General features: G+C 29.7%; 12 protein-coding genes, 2 tRNA genes and 1 other RNA gene. 6 read left to right on the forward strand and 9 right to left on the reverse strand.

Features of this window, described 5'->3' with window-relative positions:
* Window positions 1-196: 196 nt before the first annotated feature.
* The 3 genes from ACNQ12_RS00370 to gltX all read right to left on the reverse strand — a co-directional run bounded on the left by ACNQ12_RS00370 (window position 197) and on the right by gltX (window position 4,484).
* Window positions 197-2,458, reverse strand: a complete 2,262-nt coding sequence (locus ACNQ12_RS00370; RefSeq protein ID WP_418036826.1) for a 5'-nucleotidase C-terminal domain-containing protein — start codon at window positions 2,456-2,458, stop codon at window positions 197-199.
* Window positions 2,459-2,638: 180 nt separating this feature from the next.
* Complete coding sequence (locus ACNQ12_RS00375) at window positions 2,639-3,073, reverse strand: hypothetical protein (RefSeq protein WP_418036828.1); 435 nt, start codon at window positions 3,071-3,073, stop codon at window positions 2,639-2,641.
* On the reverse strand, window positions 3,063-4,484 hold the full coding sequence (gene gltX / locus ACNQ12_RS00380) for a glutamate--tRNA ligase (RefSeq protein ID WP_418036830.1): 1,422 nt from the start codon (window positions 4,482-4,484) through the stop codon (window positions 3,063-3,065). The genes ACNQ12_RS00375 and gltX overlap by 11 nt, the downstream gene beginning before the upstream one ends.
* 302 nt (window positions 4,485-4,786) lie before the next feature.
* Between gltX and ACNQ12_RS00385 the strand changes: the two genes are divergently transcribed.
* From ACNQ12_RS00385 to ACNQ12_RS00400, 4 genes are all read left to right on the forward strand, one after another.
* Window positions 4,787-5,197: a hypothetical protein gene (locus ACNQ12_RS00385; RefSeq protein WP_418036832.1), complete on the forward strand. Its 411-nt coding sequence runs from the start codon at window positions 4,787-4,789 to the stop codon at window positions 5,195-5,197.
* 1 nt (window position 5,198) lies between these two features.
* Window positions 5,199-5,651, forward strand: coding sequence for a hypothetical protein (locus ACNQ12_RS00390; RefSeq protein ID WP_418027143.1), 453 nt, complete (start codon window positions 5,199-5,201; stop codon window positions 5,649-5,651).
* A 479-nt stretch (window positions 5,652-6,130) separates the two neighbouring features.
* Window positions 6,131-6,206: transfer RNA gene (locus ACNQ12_RS00395), tRNA-Lys, on the forward strand.
* A gap of 156 nt (window positions 6,207-6,362) precedes the next feature.
* Window positions 6,363-7,874, forward strand: a complete 1,512-nt coding sequence (locus ACNQ12_RS00400; protein ID WP_416754440.1) for a YitT family protein — start codon at window positions 6,363-6,365, stop codon at window positions 7,872-7,874.
* 81 nt (window positions 7,875-7,955) lie between these two features.
* Here the strand turns inward: ACNQ12_RS00400 and ACNQ12_RS00405 are convergent.
* From ACNQ12_RS00405 to ACNQ12_RS00420, 4 genes are all read right to left on the reverse strand, one after another.
* Window positions 7,956-8,030 (reverse strand) — tRNA-Thr (locus tag ACNQ12_RS00405).
* A gap of 1 nt (window position 8,031) precedes the next feature.
* Window positions 8,032-8,403, reverse strand: a transfer-messenger RNA (tmRNA) gene (ssrA, locus tag ACNQ12_RS00410).
* A 15-nt stretch (window positions 8,404-8,418) separates the two neighbouring features.
* Window positions 8,419-8,853, reverse strand: coding sequence for an SsrA-binding protein (gene smpB / locus ACNQ12_RS00415; protein WP_418019382.1), 435 nt, complete (start codon window positions 8,851-8,853; stop codon window positions 8,419-8,421).
* 67 nt (window positions 8,854-8,920) lie between these two features.
* The gene (locus ACNQ12_RS00420; RefSeq protein WP_418036834.1) at window positions 8,921-10,975 is read right to left on the reverse strand and encodes a DUF262 domain-containing protein; all 2,055 of its coding nucleotides are present in this window, start codon (window positions 10,973-10,975) and stop codon (window positions 8,921-8,923) included.
* Window positions 10,976-11,220: 245 nt separating this feature from the next.
* Here ACNQ12_RS00420 and ACNQ12_RS00425 point away from each other — a divergent pair, with 245 nt between their 5' ends.
* Together ACNQ12_RS00425 and ACNQ12_RS00430 are read left to right on the forward strand one after the other, a co-directional pair.
* Complete coding sequence (locus tag ACNQ12_RS00425) at window positions 11,221-13,710, forward strand: valine--tRNA ligase (RefSeq protein WP_418027146.1); 2,490 nt, start codon at window positions 11,221-11,223, stop codon at window positions 13,708-13,710.
* Window positions 13,698-14,528, forward strand: a complete 831-nt coding sequence (locus ACNQ12_RS00430; RefSeq protein ID WP_416754435.1) for a bifunctional 5,10-methylenetetrahydrofolate dehydrogenase/5,10-methenyltetrahydrofolate cyclohydrolase — start codon at window positions 13,698-13,700, stop codon at window positions 14,526-14,528. Before ACNQ12_RS00425 ends, ACNQ12_RS00430 begins: the two co-directional genes overlap by 13 nt.
* Before the next feature lie 71 nt (window positions 14,529-14,599).
* Here the strand turns inward: ACNQ12_RS00430 and ACNQ12_RS00435 are convergent, their stop codons facing one another.
* Both ACNQ12_RS00435 and gyrB read right to left on the reverse strand, forming a co-directional pair.
* The gene (locus ACNQ12_RS00435) at window positions 14,600-14,974 is read right to left on the reverse strand and encodes a hypothetical protein (RefSeq protein ID WP_416754434.1); all 375 of its coding nucleotides are present in this window, start codon (window positions 14,972-14,974) and stop codon (window positions 14,600-14,602) included.
* A 119-nt stretch (window positions 14,975-15,093) separates the two neighbouring features.
* Window positions 15,094-17,046, reverse strand: coding sequence for a DNA topoisomerase (ATP-hydrolyzing) subunit B (gene gyrB, locus ACNQ12_RS00440; protein ID WP_418019000.1), 1,953 nt, complete (start codon window positions 17,044-17,046; stop codon window positions 15,094-15,096).
* Window positions 17,047-17,107: the final 61 nt, after the last annotated feature.

The following is a 17,107-nucleotide window of genomic DNA, read 5'->3' on the forward strand; positions in this document are numbered from 1 at the left end:
ATATTAGTCCATAAGTACCCTAGTGGTACTTTTCTTTTGCGGTAAAAAGCCTATGCCACAGACATATAAAAAAAGATTAAATAACAAATGAAATAATGAACTAATTAGCAAGTACAAGTTTGTTTAAAAAATAAAAAACTGCATTTCTGCTTATAGCAGTGGGATTATGCAGTTTTTTCATTTATTTTATATTATTTTAGTCAGCTGTTGGAACTGGTTTTTCCCCAGCTTCAGAAGGGATATTAACTACTTGTCCTTTAAGTGTTTCTTTATTTGCAAATTGATCATATGTTTTTTCAAATTTATTTGCATCAAGTTGTGCTTCAGGAGTTAAAATGTGTTTTACAAATTTAATTGCTTCTTCAATTAAACTTTGTCCTTCATACATCAATTTAACTTGATCTTTATCTTTTACATAGTTAAGCATTGTGTAGCCATCACCACCTGCAGCTAAATAGTCATTTGTACAGATGTAATAGTATTTGTTAGGATCAATATCTTTTCCATTAATCTTGATTGTTCCTTCTTTAGCTTTTCACATGTATTCTTGTTTTTGTGTTTTAGGGTTTAATTCCTTGTTAATTTCAACTTCATATGTAATGTTTGAAGATAATTGCGAGAATCCACCTGATCTAGCTTTAGAAAGCCCGTATTTAATAGCTTGTAAAGCTCTATCACCTTTAACTTGAATTACATTTGGTCTATTTCCGAATGGAGAAATACCTCTCATTTTTCCATATGTAACATCACCTTTAGTAATGTTTTCACGAAGACCTCCACCGTTCATAAGTCCAAATGTATTATCTATAGTAGCAGCTTCAGCATCAGGTTGGCCTTCTCATGCTTTGGTATTTAAATAATTTCATGCAGCAGCATTAGTAAATAACATACCTAATGTTGTTGGTTCAACTCTACCTCTTCAGTATGGCACTCCATCAATATTAACACTATCTGTGTGTACAAATTCTTGTGTAGAATTAAATACCACTTTGTCATTTTCAGCTTTATAAATTTCTTCTAAAGCTTTTAAAAGTTTTTCATTTGGACTATTAGGATCAACTACATCATTAATTGTGGCAACAGCAATTTCATACATGTCTCTAAGAACTTGTTTTTGGCTAACAATCTTACCTGTTTGTGTATCAAATTCAAGTTCAATATCACCTAGATATTTAGTATAAGCTTCAGTTTGTGTTACATAAACTTCTTTATTATTATCATTATTGATGTGGATTAATGTGTGTGAGTGTCCATCTAAAATTAAGTCTAGTTCATTGTCAGTATGAGCAGCTAAATATTCAGAAGTTCAAGCAGCATTAGATCTTCCTTTTCCTAAGTGCGCAATACAAATAATAAAATTAATATCTGGATGTTCTTGTCTAATTTCTGCCACAACTTTTTTAGATTCTTCTACTGGTTCTGTAAATTTAACTAGTCTTGAATTTCTTGGGTGAGATGTAACACTTGTATCAGGAGTTGTAAGGCCAAAGATACCAACTTTAATTCCACTTTCTAGTTCCTTAACAATGTAAGGTTTGAAAGCACGTTGACCAATTTTACTTGCATCGTAGCCTTCAACTGATTTTTGTTCTTCAGCTGATAATTCTTTATAGTAAATATTAGCTGATAAAAATGGCATAACTTCTTTTTCTTGGTTAAGTTCTGCATTAAGGTCTAAAATGTGTTTTAGTCCATAGTCAAATTCGTGGTTACCTACAGCCACAGCTTCATAACCAATGTTTTTAGCAATGTGAGTAATTGTTTTTCCTTTATCTGTATCTGAAAGTGGTAAACCTTGAATCATATCTCCAGCTGATAGAAGCAAGTCACGTGCTTTACCATTTAAGTATTCTCCTGTGCGAATCATACCTGAGTATAGTGAGTATTTTCCATCATCCATCTTAATTCTTCCGTGCTCATCATTTGAGTGGAAAATTTTAACTGTTTTGATTCTTGAGTTAGCATCCTTTTCAGCTTTTCTTAAAAGATTGAATGCTTGGTCATGTTTTACACTTAAAGGTTGTAATTCTTTTGTAACTCTGGTCTTAAGTTCATTGATACCTTCGTTTCTTTTGGCTTCTTCCTTAATAGCTTTAACTTCTTTAAGCTTTAATGCAAGCTCTTTTAGTTTGTTATCATAAGCTTTTGAAGCTTCATTATATTGATCTTTTGCTACAGCTAAAATAGCATTTGCTGTAGCTAATTTTTCACTTTTTAATTGCTCTAATTGTGCTTGAATTTCTTTTAATTTATCAGCACTAGCTTTGCTTTCATTAAGTTTAGCTTCTAATTCAGCAATTTTGCTGTCTAAACTACTTTTTTCACCTTTTAATTTTTCTAATTGAGCTTTAACTTGATCTTTTTCAGGATCATTACATGATACAACTGCTAATGGTAAAGTGATAGCAGCAGTACCAAGTGGCATCAATTTTAAAAGTCATTTAGTTTTATTTTTCATTTGTTCTCCATATTTTGTGTATTTTTTGAATACTATCTCCATTTTATAATAACGCCACAAATAGATAAATAAATAAAGCTTAAATGTGAAAACACATTTGTTTTTCCATATTTTGTGAAAAATTTCCATATATTTGGGACATTAAAAGCAGAAAAAAGCTAGTATTACTAGCTCCTTATATTATTCAGATAAAGTTAATGTTAAATCAAAATAACTTGCAGGTGAATTATTATCAGGTGCACAAATGAAATACTTAAATTCATATTTATTATCCCCTTTAATAAATTCAGAGCAATAAGTGCGCATATTTAATTCATGTAGTTGTTTTGTTTTAGGATCTAAGAAAGTAACATTAACTTCACCGAAAGCGTTATGCTTAATTTGAACTGTAGTTTGATTGGTGTAAACTCAAGCTTCAGAATCATAAATATCAATCCGATTGGTTTCGTTATATTTTGGCTCTTTAAAAATCAATTCTACAGCTTGTTCTTCCTCGTTTCAGTTACGATTAACAGGTGCATCAAATTCAATAATTTGAATTGCTTCTTCATTAATCTTTTCTTCACCATTTTCTGTAAAAACAGGTTTAATAATAGACTTAAAATTAATTTTCATAGTGAGCTAATCTTTCTTTAATTACATCGACGCCAAAAAGTCAAATAGCTTTAGCTAACTCAGGTCCATGAGCTACACAAGTAGCAGCTAATCTAATTGGCATAAATAAATTTTTACCTTTAACCCCAAGTTCTTTTTGAGTTTGGTTAATTGCTTCTTGAATGCTTGAAATAGTAAAGATATTATTAGCTAAATTAGTTTTTAAATATTTTGCAAATGTAGTAACTGTTTTTAAATCAGCTTCATTAAATTCTTGTTTTTCAAATGCAGGTTGCATGTATAAGTCTAAGTGTGATTTAAGTTCACTTGTAGTAACTGCACTAGATTTAAATGTTTCAACAAAAGTATCTAATCAATCAGCATCAAAAGCACTAGCATCTAGATTCATAAGTTTAATTAATTTGTCATTAGGTTCATTTTTAAGGTATTGTTTTGAGAATCAGTCCATCTTACTGATGTCAAATTTAGAAGGACTTTTTGAAAGTCTAGATGGATCAAATTTTTCAATGATTTCGGTTTGAGACATCACTTCACTAGCATCTGCTGCAGTTCATCCAAGCAGAGCTAAAAAGTTAAAAATAGCTTCTGGAATGTATCCTTCATTACGGTAGTCTTCAATAAATTGTTTTGTTTCTAAATCACGTTTTGAAAGTTTTTTTCCTTCCATGTTAGTAATAATTGTCATGTGGCCAAAAGATGGAGTATCTCAACCTAAAGCTTGATATAAAGCAAGTTGTTTAGGTGTATTTCCGATATGTTCTTCACCACGTAAAATGTGTGTAATTTCCATATCATGATCATCTACTACTACGGCAAAGTTATATGTAGGATATCCATCAGATTTAAAAATGACTCAATCAGCTATTTCATCAGAATTAAAGCTAATTCTATCTCTTACCATATCATCTCAAGCTAATTCAACATTTTTAGGCATTACTAGACGATATGAGAATTCTCCAGCTGCATCTCTTTTAGCTTTTTCAGCATCAGAAATTTTTAGTCAGTTTTTGTTATATCTAAAGCTTGGAATTCCTTTAGCATCTGATTCAGCTTTTTGAGCTTCTAATTCTTCAGTAGTATCGTAAGCTTTATAAGCTAATCCCTTAGCTAATAATTCTTCTAGTACTTTGTTATATCTATCTAACTTTTCACTTTGACGATATTTTCCATATTTAGGATTTGGATTAAGTGGACTTTCATCAGGCACAATTCCTAACCAAGCAAGGTTAAGAAGTTGAGATTCTTCACCACCTTCTACATTTCTCTTAACATCTGTATCTTCTAATCTGAAAACAAAGTCACCATTGTAATGTTTAGCAAATAAGTAACAGAAAAGGGCAGTTCTAGCTCCTCCGATGTGTAAATATCCAGTAGGACTAGGTGCATAACGTGTTCTAACTTTTTTAGTCATATATTCTCCTTTAAAGTAGTTAAATTATAAATTAATTTAGATATGTGTTATTAAATTTATTTATGTGGTTTATAAGCTTATTTGTTAATAATATGTGTAAGTTTATTATAAATTAATCAATTAATTTAATAAAGGGTATTTTAATAACTATCCAAGGCCTATAATATGCAAATTTTCCACAAATAGGTTTTAAATGTGAAAAAAATCACAGTATTCCACATTTTAGGATGCATTTTAATAAAATTTCTAACTAAGTAATTATAATAATAGTGATATTTCGCTTTACATTTTAGGAGATTGATATGGCTCATACTAAAAAACAAGAAACTTATATTTTTAAATACTCTCTTATGCTTAGAAGTATGTTTTGAGCAGGTGCGGGAATTAGTGCTGCATTTCTTTGTTTTATTCTTATATGAGTAATTATGGAAATTACAGGTGCATTTGACAGTGATTCTAAAGCTTTATATGTAATGTTTGGAGCTATTGGAGTGGTAGTAGCTGCATATTGTGCTTTAATTGCTGCTTATTTTATTATTGGAGCAATTTCAAGAAGAAATATTGATACTAAAAAATTAGTAAATATAATTTTTCAAACTAAAGCTTCAAAAGCAACAATTATGTACAAAAATCTTCTCAGATGTATGTATCTAATTACATATCGTAGAAAAATTGTTGAATGCTTAGAAATAAGCTTTGAAGAAGAGAAATAATATGGAAAATATTCAATATAAATTAAGAAAGCCAAATGATCTAGAAATTTATCAAACTTTATATGCTGCATCTAAATCAAGAAATGTTTCAATTGCTTTATATACTTTTTTCTTTACATTATATATATTGCTTTTAGTTTTAGGTGAAGTTGCCTTAAAACATAATTCATATGCATACACAGGTTTATATATATTTCAATGCATAATTGACACTATATTTACTATATTATTATTGATACTATATAAGCAACCATTTAACAATAAGAAAACAACTTTTTTATCAAATACAGACACATTTACAATGGATGCAGTAATTTATTTATACCTTACTGTTGATAGTTTGATAGTAGAAAAATATATCAACTCTTTTATGAGAAAACAGTTTGGACTTTCTAAATACTGAATTAGTATTAAATATTACATTTTGCAACATGCTAGTGATGGTGAAAAGTAAATAATTTAACTATAAAAGAAATTTATTATATTTCTATTTGTGCATACTTTTATATTAATTATTATTTTCTTGTTCATTTGTATTCTAGTTTTTGATGGTTATCAAAAAATAACTTTATCTAAAAGAAACAATAATTTAGCTGCATAAGCAAAAACAAAAATATGAATTTGTAAAATTTTAATTTAAAAAATTATAGTCACAGTTTTTAAAATCTAAAAATGTGACTTTTGTTTTAACTCTAAAAAGCTATTCTAATCAAACAAAATATAATTAAGGCTTATTTAGCATATATAAAAGCATTTTCGCTTGATACTTTATTAGTTATTGTGTTTTTTAAAGCGACAAAATAAGACTTAAATATTATTTCAAAAGTATCTAATTATTAAGGCTATAAATTAGGTGAAAGAGCATACTTGCTTGCTAATATAAAAAAGAACATTTTTTATTATCACATATAAAAAAAGTTTTATAATAATACTGCATCGTTAGCTCAGTCGGTAGAGCAGCTGGCTCTTAACCAGCGGGTCGCAGGTTCGAACCCTGTACGATGTACCATTTCATCTTTTGATGACCAATTTTTGCCTAGTTAAGCTTTAACTAGGTTTTTAATTAAAATTTTAGTGATATAGGTGCTAAAAAGTAGTAGAATAAAAAGGATATTAGCTGTCGCTAATAATCTTTTTTATTTATTTTTTAAGGAAGGGAGGAAAAATGAAGAATATCTTTTCTAAGAAAAAAGAAAAATCTCATGAAAGTGAATTTAACCAAGAAATGCATAATCTAGTTGAAGGATATGATCAAAGTGGAGCAACACATATTCAAAAACGCAACACATTATATAAAAGAACTAGAATGTCTAACTTCGGTCTTAAGTTAAATCGTTTTTATTCACAAATGCCAATGTGAAAAATAGTAACAATTACTATAGTAACAGCTATTTTCTTTGGGGTTATCAGTGTTTTCTTTGTTAAGAACGTTGGTATTTATAACTTTGGTTTAGCTGCATTTGGACAATCTGCTGCCAAAATCATTGTTGTTAACTTGAAACAATCACAAGTTAGCGAAACAGTTAGAAACCTTATTGACCAATTCGTTTTCTGGGTGGCTTACATTATCTTAAGTATTCCAATATTCGTATTTGGATATAAAAAAGTTGGTAAGCTATTTACAAACATTACAATTTTATTCCTAGCAGTTTCATCATTAGTATCATTCTCAATTGGATTAATTCCAGGTGCTAATAGTGTTTACATTATTGGGGATTATTCAAACGTTCACGTAAAGAACTTTTTATCAGATTACAAAAAATCATTAAGTAGCATTATTCCTATGCAATGAACAGGGGCTGATGCAGGTAACACAATTGCCTTAATGCTTTACTCAATCATATATGGATACATGCTTGCTTACATTTTTGCAATTATCCAAATTATCGGTGGTACAGCTGGTGTTACAGGGGTTATTGGTGAATGATATGCTAATGCAAAACAAAAATCATTTGGTGCTATTTCAGGATATATGAACATTATCATTGTCTTTATTGCGGTTGCCATAGGGTCATGATTACCAGGTTCATTATTATTACAAGATGCTAAAACAAATATGACTGAAGCTCAAAAAACTTGAGCTGCAAGTTTAACAACTATTCAATCTAATGCAGAAATAACAACAGCAGAAGCACTTAAAACATCTGTATCTGAAGCTGCAAAAAACATAAATGGAATTAACTTAACAAACTTTAATGAATTTAAGAATATAGATTGAAATGCTGCATTTAGTAATAAAGCTGACCTTGTAAATTACTTGTCTTTAAGCAAAGACTTTGCAGCTGCAAGCGAATTATTTAACAAAGCTTGATCATTCGAATTATACTTATCGCCAAACTTTATTGCTACAATTTTAGTTAACGTAGTTTACATTATGATACTTGACAAGTTATATCCTAAATTTAAACTTGTTCGTGTTCAAATCTTTACAAAAAATGCTGACTTGATCAGAAATATTATTAACAATGATAACAAAATTGTTACAGGTATGACTATATTCCCTGCAAAAGGTGGATATAAAGGAGAAGACCTTCAAGTTATTACATCTATTGCTTTATTTAGACATGTACTTCGTATTATTAAAGATGTACGTAAATGTGATGAAAATGCCTTTATTTCAGTATCGGAAATTAAGAGTATTGATGGAAATATCTACTTACCTGAAGATAAATTCTAAAATTATAATAATAGAGCTACTAATTAGTGGCTCTTTTTATATTAAATTTTAGTATAAAAAAATCATGCATAGCATGATATATGGTGCCCCTTATGAGAATCGAACTCATGATGGTTGGTTACGAGTCAACTGTTTTACCACTAGAACTAAAAGGGCATGGTGGAGATAAGGGGAATCGAACCCCTGTCCACATTATAAAGGACTTACTACTTCTACAGTTTAGTTTGCTTTTAATAACACCATAAGCCTAAAGCAAACTAAAAGGTTTTATGATGCTTGACATTTTTCATGCAAGCTTGTCAACCCTTGCACTATCCTCTAACCGACTTATAAAATCGAGGAACTTTTTATAAGTCACTAGCTCGCGAATATTAAGCGAAAGCTAGATTTGCATTGTTGTAAGCAAAAACCATTGGGTTGATGCTTGATTCTTTTTTAGCGTTTCCGTTTAAAAAGTCTAGAAGTATTATAGTCTACCAAACTACTGCAATAATAAGACTCCATAACATGTCGAAACCATTATATCCCCATAACTAAAATTGTATTAAAATAATAAAGTTTTAGCAATTTTTTTATTGACTTCTTCTTTAATGATTTTAGCACGCTTGTCATACTTTTTAAGCCCGCGAGCAAGTGCTATTTCAACTTTAAGCCGAGACTTTTCGTTAAAATAAATTTTTAGTGGAATAATAGTTAAACGTAAAGTATCTTCCTTAAACCCTATTTTACGTATTTCATTTTTATGTAAAAGCAATTTACGATCTCTAGTTTCATCACATTTGACTTGCATATATTGCTTAAAATAAGCCTCTTTAAGATACATTTCACCTTTATAAATTGAACAAAATGCATTTGTTATATCAACACTAGAAGCACGTGCTGATTTAACTTCTCAGCCCATTAATTCAATTCCAGCTTCAAATTTTTCAATGATTTCATAATCATGAAAAGCTTTTTTGTTATTTGCTATTATTTTCATATACCTATTTTACCTTAATATTGATACTAGAGGTAAATAAAAACAGCTATTTATATAGCTGCTTAAATTATTTGCTTTTATTAAATGATTGAAGAATTAAATCAAAAGCATATGTTGGATTAGTATTATTTGTGAATGAAAACTCACTTTTACCTAAGTGTAGATGCCCAATATTTGTTACATCTCTACAAATTTGCTTAGAGTCATTAATTTCACTCATATTTAAATGTAGTCCGACAACAATTTTAGATACTCTTGGAGCTAATGATAAGAATGATTTATCTTTGATTTCATAAACAACATAAGTTTTAGTGATATAACGATTTACATTTTCTGATAGTGACATAGCATAAGCATCAATCATTTTAAATATATGTAAAGATTCTTCGCTTGTATTAAAGTCATTAATCGTATATTGCGCTTTTTGCTTAGGCACAAAGTCTTTTTCAACAGTAGGAAAAATTCAAATTTTAACTGCTTCTTGTGCTAAGATTGAGCCTCTTTTATCAATTTGATCAGGATTTCAACCTTGTATATCATTTTCAATAAAATATTGATTTAACTTGTAAGGAGTTTTTTTGATTCCGCCCTTCATAGTTAATTTTGTTGGAAATGGTTTATTGCTTAGCTCAGAATTATAGTTGGTTAAAGTTAGATTTCCTATTCTGTCACGATATTGTTCTTGGATAGAACGATAATTCTCCCCTAGCATTTTTTGTCATTCAGCCCCTAGACTTCCTTGAGGTAAAATATGCTCAATTGTAGCTGCATCAATATTAATATGATTTTTATTATCATATTCTTCTAGAGACTTCAAGATGTACTTCTTATTTAATTTCTTATAAACATTAAATGTCTTAAAGTCTTGCATGAATTCATCATCTCTTGGGAATCTGTCTTTATCTCTTAAACTAAAGAAATACTCATTAATAGATTTTGAGAAGTTATTTAGATCAAGATGGCTAATTAATGAAGCGAATATTTTATTTAATCTATTGCTTGGAAGACCACATACATTACGACGTATAATAAAACTAATTGATAATTGCAATCCTAAACAAAGATCTTCTCGAGTTATTTTTCCAGCTTCAAATAAGTCAATTAATTGCATAAAAAATGGGTAAGTAATGTTAATTTGCAGCCCTTTTATGTTCCCTAGAATTGTGCTTATTTCTTTATCATTTCTATAATATCCATTAATAATTTGCTCATATATTATTGCTTTTGAATAGAGATCTTTGCAAACTTCTAAATTTTTATTTTCAATTGTTAAATTATTAAAGTATGTTTGGAACTGTTCATATAATTGATCTTTATTAGGGATAACCTTAGTCTTCATAGTTAAATAATCACGTATAAAATTATCTGCAATTTCATTATTGAATGTATTGTTAATTGTAAATAATTCCTCTAAATTAATTCAATAATCATTATAAATTTGTTCTTGTTCTTTATATTTTAAGTTCATCAATAAGTAATTTCTTATTAAATCTGATCCAGTTAAATTTTTTCCTGTTGAGTTAAGAGATTCGAAAATAGATTGTGAATCTTCGTTTTCTTTATCTAAAATAATTTGAACTAGACAAATTTGATTAATAGCTTCCACTAATTCATTACATTTAATTTTTGAATTTTTAATTTTTTTCGTAAAGAAATCATAAGCAAACATGATTAAAGAATCTTTTTTGTGATGTGGTTTATTTTCTATTAAAGAAACTAATGTATCTTGGTCATTTTTTCTTGATTCGATCCGATTATAAGTATTCTCTCTAGTTGGTATAGTTAAATAAGTGTCTTGAATTTTCTGAGCTTCATAATTTTGATTATTATCTAAATAGTAATCCCTTAAAGCTGCAAATAAGATGATAAATGTTGTTAATCTTTGCTGCCCATCAATGATAACTAAATCTTTGACAAGGTTTGGTGATATTCCTTCTTCCACAGAAACCATTGCTCCAATAAAGTAATCTTTCTTATTAAAATTATGTATTTTAGTAATATCATCTCATAGTCTAGACAATTGTTTTTCATTCCAACTATAAGGTCTTTGATAAATAGGTATGATGTATTTAGTTTGGTTTGCAGATAATATATCTGATATATAACTTTGTCCTGTTTTCATAATTGTTACCATATCAATTATATATTTATCAAAATTAATTGAAACTAAATAATTAAAGGGACAAACTTAATTATTAATTAACTATTTAAAATTTTTTTAAAACATGTTTATAGGCTCAAAAATTTTCAATAAAAAATTATTTTCTTTTTTATTTAAAAATGTATAATACTGCCCTTTTTCGCAAAATACTATATAATTATATTAACTATATTTGATATATAAATTTCAAGAAAATTGGGAGAAAAATGGACAAATCATATAATCATAAACTTGTTGAAGCTGGCATTGATAATAAATGGCAAGCTAAAAAATATTTTCAAACTCATGATGAGGCTAAAAGACCTTTTACAATCTTATTACCACCTCCTAATGTTACAGGTAAATTACACTTAGGACATGCCCTAGATGTATATATTCCTGACACCATTATCCGTTATAAGAAATTAAATGGTTTTGATGTACTTTGACTTCCTGGTATGGATCATGCAGGAATTGCGACTCAATCAAAAGTTGAAGATGAAATTTACAAAAAAGAAGGACTAAATCGTCATGATTTAGGGCGTGAAGAATTTATTAGACGTGTTTGAGAATGAAAACACGAATATGCAAATTTATTCAGAAAACAATGGTCAACAATTGGACTGGCTTTAGATTATTCAAATGAACGTTTCACATTAGATGAAAAAGCTAATGAAGCAGTCTCAAAAGTATTTGTTGATTTATATAATAAAGGTTTTATTTACAAAGGTGTAAAAGCAATTAATTGAGATGTTAAATTGCAAACTGCACTTTCTAACATTGAAGTAAATAATGAACCTACTGAGCAAAAAATGTATTACATTAAATACCCAATTGAAAATTCAAATGAGTATTTAGTTATTGCCACAGTTAGAACTGAAACCTTACTTAGTGATGTTGCTGTAGTTTATAATCCAGAAGACACTCGTTACCAACATTTAGTAGGTAAATATGTAATTCATCCAGTTACTGGAAAACGTTTACCAATCATTGCAGATGACTATGTAGAAATTGGCTTTGGATCAGGGCTAATGAAACTTAGTGCGCATGCTGAAGCAGACATTGAAATTATGCAAAAACTAGGTTTCGAAATTCTTGAAACCATTGATAAAGCTGGAAAAATTAATTATCCAGAAAATGAGCTTTTCCATGGAATGGAACGTTTTGCAGCACGTGAAGCTATTGGCCAATATTTAGCAGATCATAACTTGCTTGAAAAAGTTGAAACTACTATTTCTAATGTTGGGATTTCAGACAGATCTAAGACTCCTGTTGAAATTCTAGTATTACCCCAATGATTTGTTAAAATGGAACACTTCAGAGATTTAATTTTAAATGATTTAGATTCTGGTAAAGGGGTGGAATTCTTCCCTAAACGTTTTGAAAACACTATGAGACAATGGATGGAAAATGTTTATGATTGAACTATTTCAAGACAATTATGATGAGGGCACAGAATTCCAGCTTGATATGATGCATCTGGTAATATGAAGGTGCAAGTAGCTTGTCCTGGTGAAGGCTGAGTCCAAGATCCTGATGTACTTGATACATGATTCTCTTCTGGATTAGCACCATTTGTCTTTTTAGGTTGACCTCAAGATGATAAATTAGTTAAAAGATACTACCCAACTTCTTTATTAGTTACTGGATATGACATTATCTTTTTCTGAGTGGCAAGAATGTACTTCTTTGGTCTTGAATTCATGGGGCAAAAGCCATTTGATGAGTTATTATTACATGGATTAATTCGTGATGCTCAAGGAAGAAAGATGTCAAAATCTTTAAATAATGGTGTTGATCCTATGGATATGGTTGATAAATATGGTTCAGATGCTTTGAGATGATTCTTAATCACTAACACAACCCCTGGACTTGACATCAAGTTTAGCGATGAAAAAGTTGAAGCAGCATGAAGAGTTAATAATAAACTTTGAAATATTGCCAAATATATTTCTGATTTACCAGAAAACGATTGTGATCAAACTGATGCTGATAAATGAATTATGGAAAAATTAGCTTACTTAGAAACTAAAATTAACACTCACATTAAGAGCTATGACTTTGCTGTGCTTGGAACAGAAATCTATCGTTATTTATTTAATGATTTATCAGGTTGATATGTTGAATTTTTAAAAACAGCATATTCAAAGCAAAGTGCAATGGAAGTCCTTAGAAAAACCTTAATTGTGCTACATCCATTCTTGCCTTTTATTACAGATAGACTATACAGTGAAATATTTAATGCTGAATTACTTGAACAAAGTTGACCTAACTTTGAAATTGAAGCCCAAGCTTCTTATATTAATGATGTTATTGCAGTAGTTACTGAAATTAGAAAATATCGTGAAGACAACAACATATCTAAAAAAGAAATTATTTTATACAACTTAGTTACTGAATTAAACCCTAATGCAATTGCTATGATCAATAAGATGGCTTATGCACAAGTGCAAGCTAATGTTGATTACATGATTGCATTAGAAAACAACACTTTATATATTAAACAATCTGAAGAAACAAAAGCAAAAAATAAAGAAATGTTATTAGAAAAAATCGCTTTTGTTAAGAGTGAAATTGCTCGTGCTAAAGGTATATTAAGCAATGAAAAATTTGTCGCAAAAGCACCTAGAGATAAAGTTGAAGCTGAAGAAAATAAACTAAAGAAATATAGTGAAGAACTAGAAAAATACGAAGAGGAGCTAAGATGCAAATATTAAGTGGAAGAGAATTAGCCAAAAGTGAATTAGCAAAATTAAAACAAGAACTAATTGATTTAGAACTACCAAGAGCCTTAACAATGGCAATTATTCAAGTTGGTGACAATGAAGCTTCAAACAAATACATTAAACATAAGTTAAAGGTTGCTGAAGATTTAGGTATTGAAGCAACTTTATACAAATTTCCAGAAGACATTAGTCAAGATCGCCTTTTAAAGAAAATGGATCGTATTAATGAAAAACATGACGGAATTATTGTGCAACTACCATTGCCAAAACATCTACCTACCCAAGTAATTTTAGATGCTGTACCATATGACAAAGATATTGATGGATTAACAAGCAAAAATGAATTCAGATTATATAATGATCAACCCGAAAAACACTTTGTTCCAGCCACGGCTCGTGGTGTTCTTGAATTAATGGAACACTATAAAATAGACGTAAAAGATAAAAAAGTATGCGTTGTGGGTCGTTCTCATGTTGTTGGTAAACCTTTAGCTCACATTATTAAGCGTATGGGAGCAACAGTTGCTACATATAATGAAGAAACTGGAATTAAGGGGATTGAATCAGGTGATATTGTCATAGTTGCAATTGGTGTGGCTAAATATATTAAAGCCAAAAATGTTAAAGATGGAGCAATAGTTATTGATGTTGGTACAAACTTAGATGATAAACTTACAGATGAACTTTGTGGTGATGTTGATTATGAGGATGTAAAAGGCAAAGTAGCCGCAATTACACCAGTTCCTGGTGGTGTTGGACCAATGACAGTTGTTTCATTAATGAAAAATCTAATTGATATTATTAGATAGAAAGTGCATTAGCACTTTTTTATTTGCAAAATAAAAATCCCTATCTGGTAGGGACAAAGGAATTTATAATACTAATTAGTTAGTTTAATTTCTTTTAAAGCTTGGTAGCGACATGATAAAACTAAATAAATTTTTAAATTGCGATTTAAGCTGTTAATTGAACTATCCTCACTTGCATATAAAATAATAAGCAAGCTAATTAATCTAGCTAAGAAATATACATCTATTAGGATTAAAGACAATCATATGAAGGCAGCAGCAATACGTTGTGTAAGGCTTGAAAATGTTTCTCCAAAGCATGCTAATAAGAATGCAACAAGAAATGCTGCTAATAAAAATGAATTTAGCACAATAAAGGTGATAGTTCAGGTCTTATTTTTAGTATTTTTAAATGATGTAATAAATTCACTAGCCTTAGCATTTAAGTTAGTGTTTTGTTCTTTCATAATTCTCCTTATATTCTATTATATAGAATATTTCCATATATTGTGAAATTAAATCTTTTTGTCCTAAATTTTAGAAGCAAAATTAAAAACTCAGAGAGCTACTCTGAATTTTTTAATTATTATAAATCGATATTTTTAACATATTTAGCATTGGTTTGAATAAATTCACGTCTCGGTTCAACACGTTCACCCATTAAGGTTTCAAATACTTGATCGGCTTTATAAGCATCTTCAATTTGTACTTGAAGCATCTTTCTGTTTTCGGGATCCATTGTTGTTTCCCACAATTGTTCAGGGTCCATCTCTCCAAGCCCTTTATAACGTTGAATAGTAATTTTAGTATTAGGATTTAAATCAGCTAAAATAGCATCTTTTTGTGCATCATTAAAAGCATATGCAACAAATTTGTTTTGTTGAATTTTGTATAAAGGTGGTTGAGCAATATAAATGAAACCATGTTCAATTAATGGTTTAAAGTATCTATAAAAGAATGTTAAAAGTAAGGTTCTAATGTGAGCACCATCAACGTCAGCGTCCGTCATAATAACAATCTTGTGATATCTAAGTTTATTAATGTTAAAGTTATCTCCAAGTCCTGTTCCAAGTGCTGTGATTAATGAAAGAATTTCTTCATTAGCAAGCACTTTTTCTTGGCGAGATTTTTCTACATTAATAATTTTCCCTCTTAAAGGTAAGATTGCTTGTGTTTTTCTATCTCTACCCATTTTAGCACTACCACCAGCTGAGTTCCCTTCGACTATGTATAGTTCAGAAATTTCTGCATTTTTAGAACTACAGTCTGAAAGTTTACCTGGAAGGCCACCACTTTCAAATACATTTTTACGTCTAGCATTTTCTCTAGCTGCATTTGATGCTAAACGTCCTTTTCTAGCTGTTGTAGCGATTTCAATAATCTTCTTAGCTAGTTCAGGATTTTCATTTAAGAAACGTTCTAAAATAGGGCTAAATACCTTATTTACTGCTTGTCTTGCGTCCTTAGACCCAAGTTTTCCTTTGGTTTGTCCTTCGAATTCAGGATCTGGATGTTTAATTGAAATAACTGCAGTTACACCTTCGAGTAAATCATCACGAGTGAATTTTTCAGCATCAGTCTTAATAATTCCATGTTCAATTGCATAGTTATTAATTAGTCTCATTAATGAATCATAAAACCCTGATACGTGACTTCCACCTTCGTGAGTTGAAATATTGTTGGTGTATGAAATAACATTCCCACGGTATAAATCTGCTAGATACTGCATAGCAACTTCCACACCAATAACAACATCTTCATCTTTATTGTTTTTAGCTGTATATTCACCTTCTGCATAAATTACAGGTGTAACTGGCTTATATCCTTCATTTAACTCATTTACATAGTCAATAATACCATTGTCATATTGGAATTCAACTTGTGTATTGTCACGTAAGTCAGTAACTGAAACATAAAGTCCCTTATTTAAGTGAGCAATTTGTTTAGCATGATCAATAATTAACTCTTTGTCAAAAGGAAGTTGTTCCATAACTAAGTAGTCAGGGTGAAATTGAATTTTTGTTCCTGTTTCTTCTGGATTACATGTTCCAATTATATGAGTTGATTGAATAGTTTTTCCACCGTTAGCAAACTCTGCAAAATAGATGTTTCCATTTCTTTTAACTCAAGCTTTAAATGAATCACTTAAGGCATTAACTACAGAAGCTCCAACTCCGTGTAATCCACCGGATACTTTGTAAGCGTTAGATTCAAATTTTCCACCGGCATTTAACTTGGTTAAAACAACTTCAAGAGCTGAAATCTTAAATCTTTCATGTGTGTCAACTGGAATTCCGCGCCCATTATCTTCAACAATGATTGAGTTATCGGTGTTAATGGTGATATCAATTCTACTTGCATAGCCAGCCATACATTCATCCACAGAGTTATCGACAATTTCTCAAACTAAGTGGTGTAGCCCAGATTTAGAAGTAGAACCAATATACATACCTGGTCTTTTTCTAACGTGTTCAAGTCCTTCTAAAAATTGAATATTACTTGCATTATAGTTATTTTGTTCTTTATTTTGTTCGGCCATTTTAGCTCCAATTCTAATAAATATTTATATTTATTAGAATTATACCTAAATTTAAGCTTTT

Origin of the sequence: Mycoplasma paraquilae, from assembly GCF_048284415.1 — a bacterium.
Taxonomy (GTDB): Bacteria; Bacillota_I; Bacilli_A; order Mycoplasmatales; family Metamycoplasmataceae; genus Mycoplasmopsis.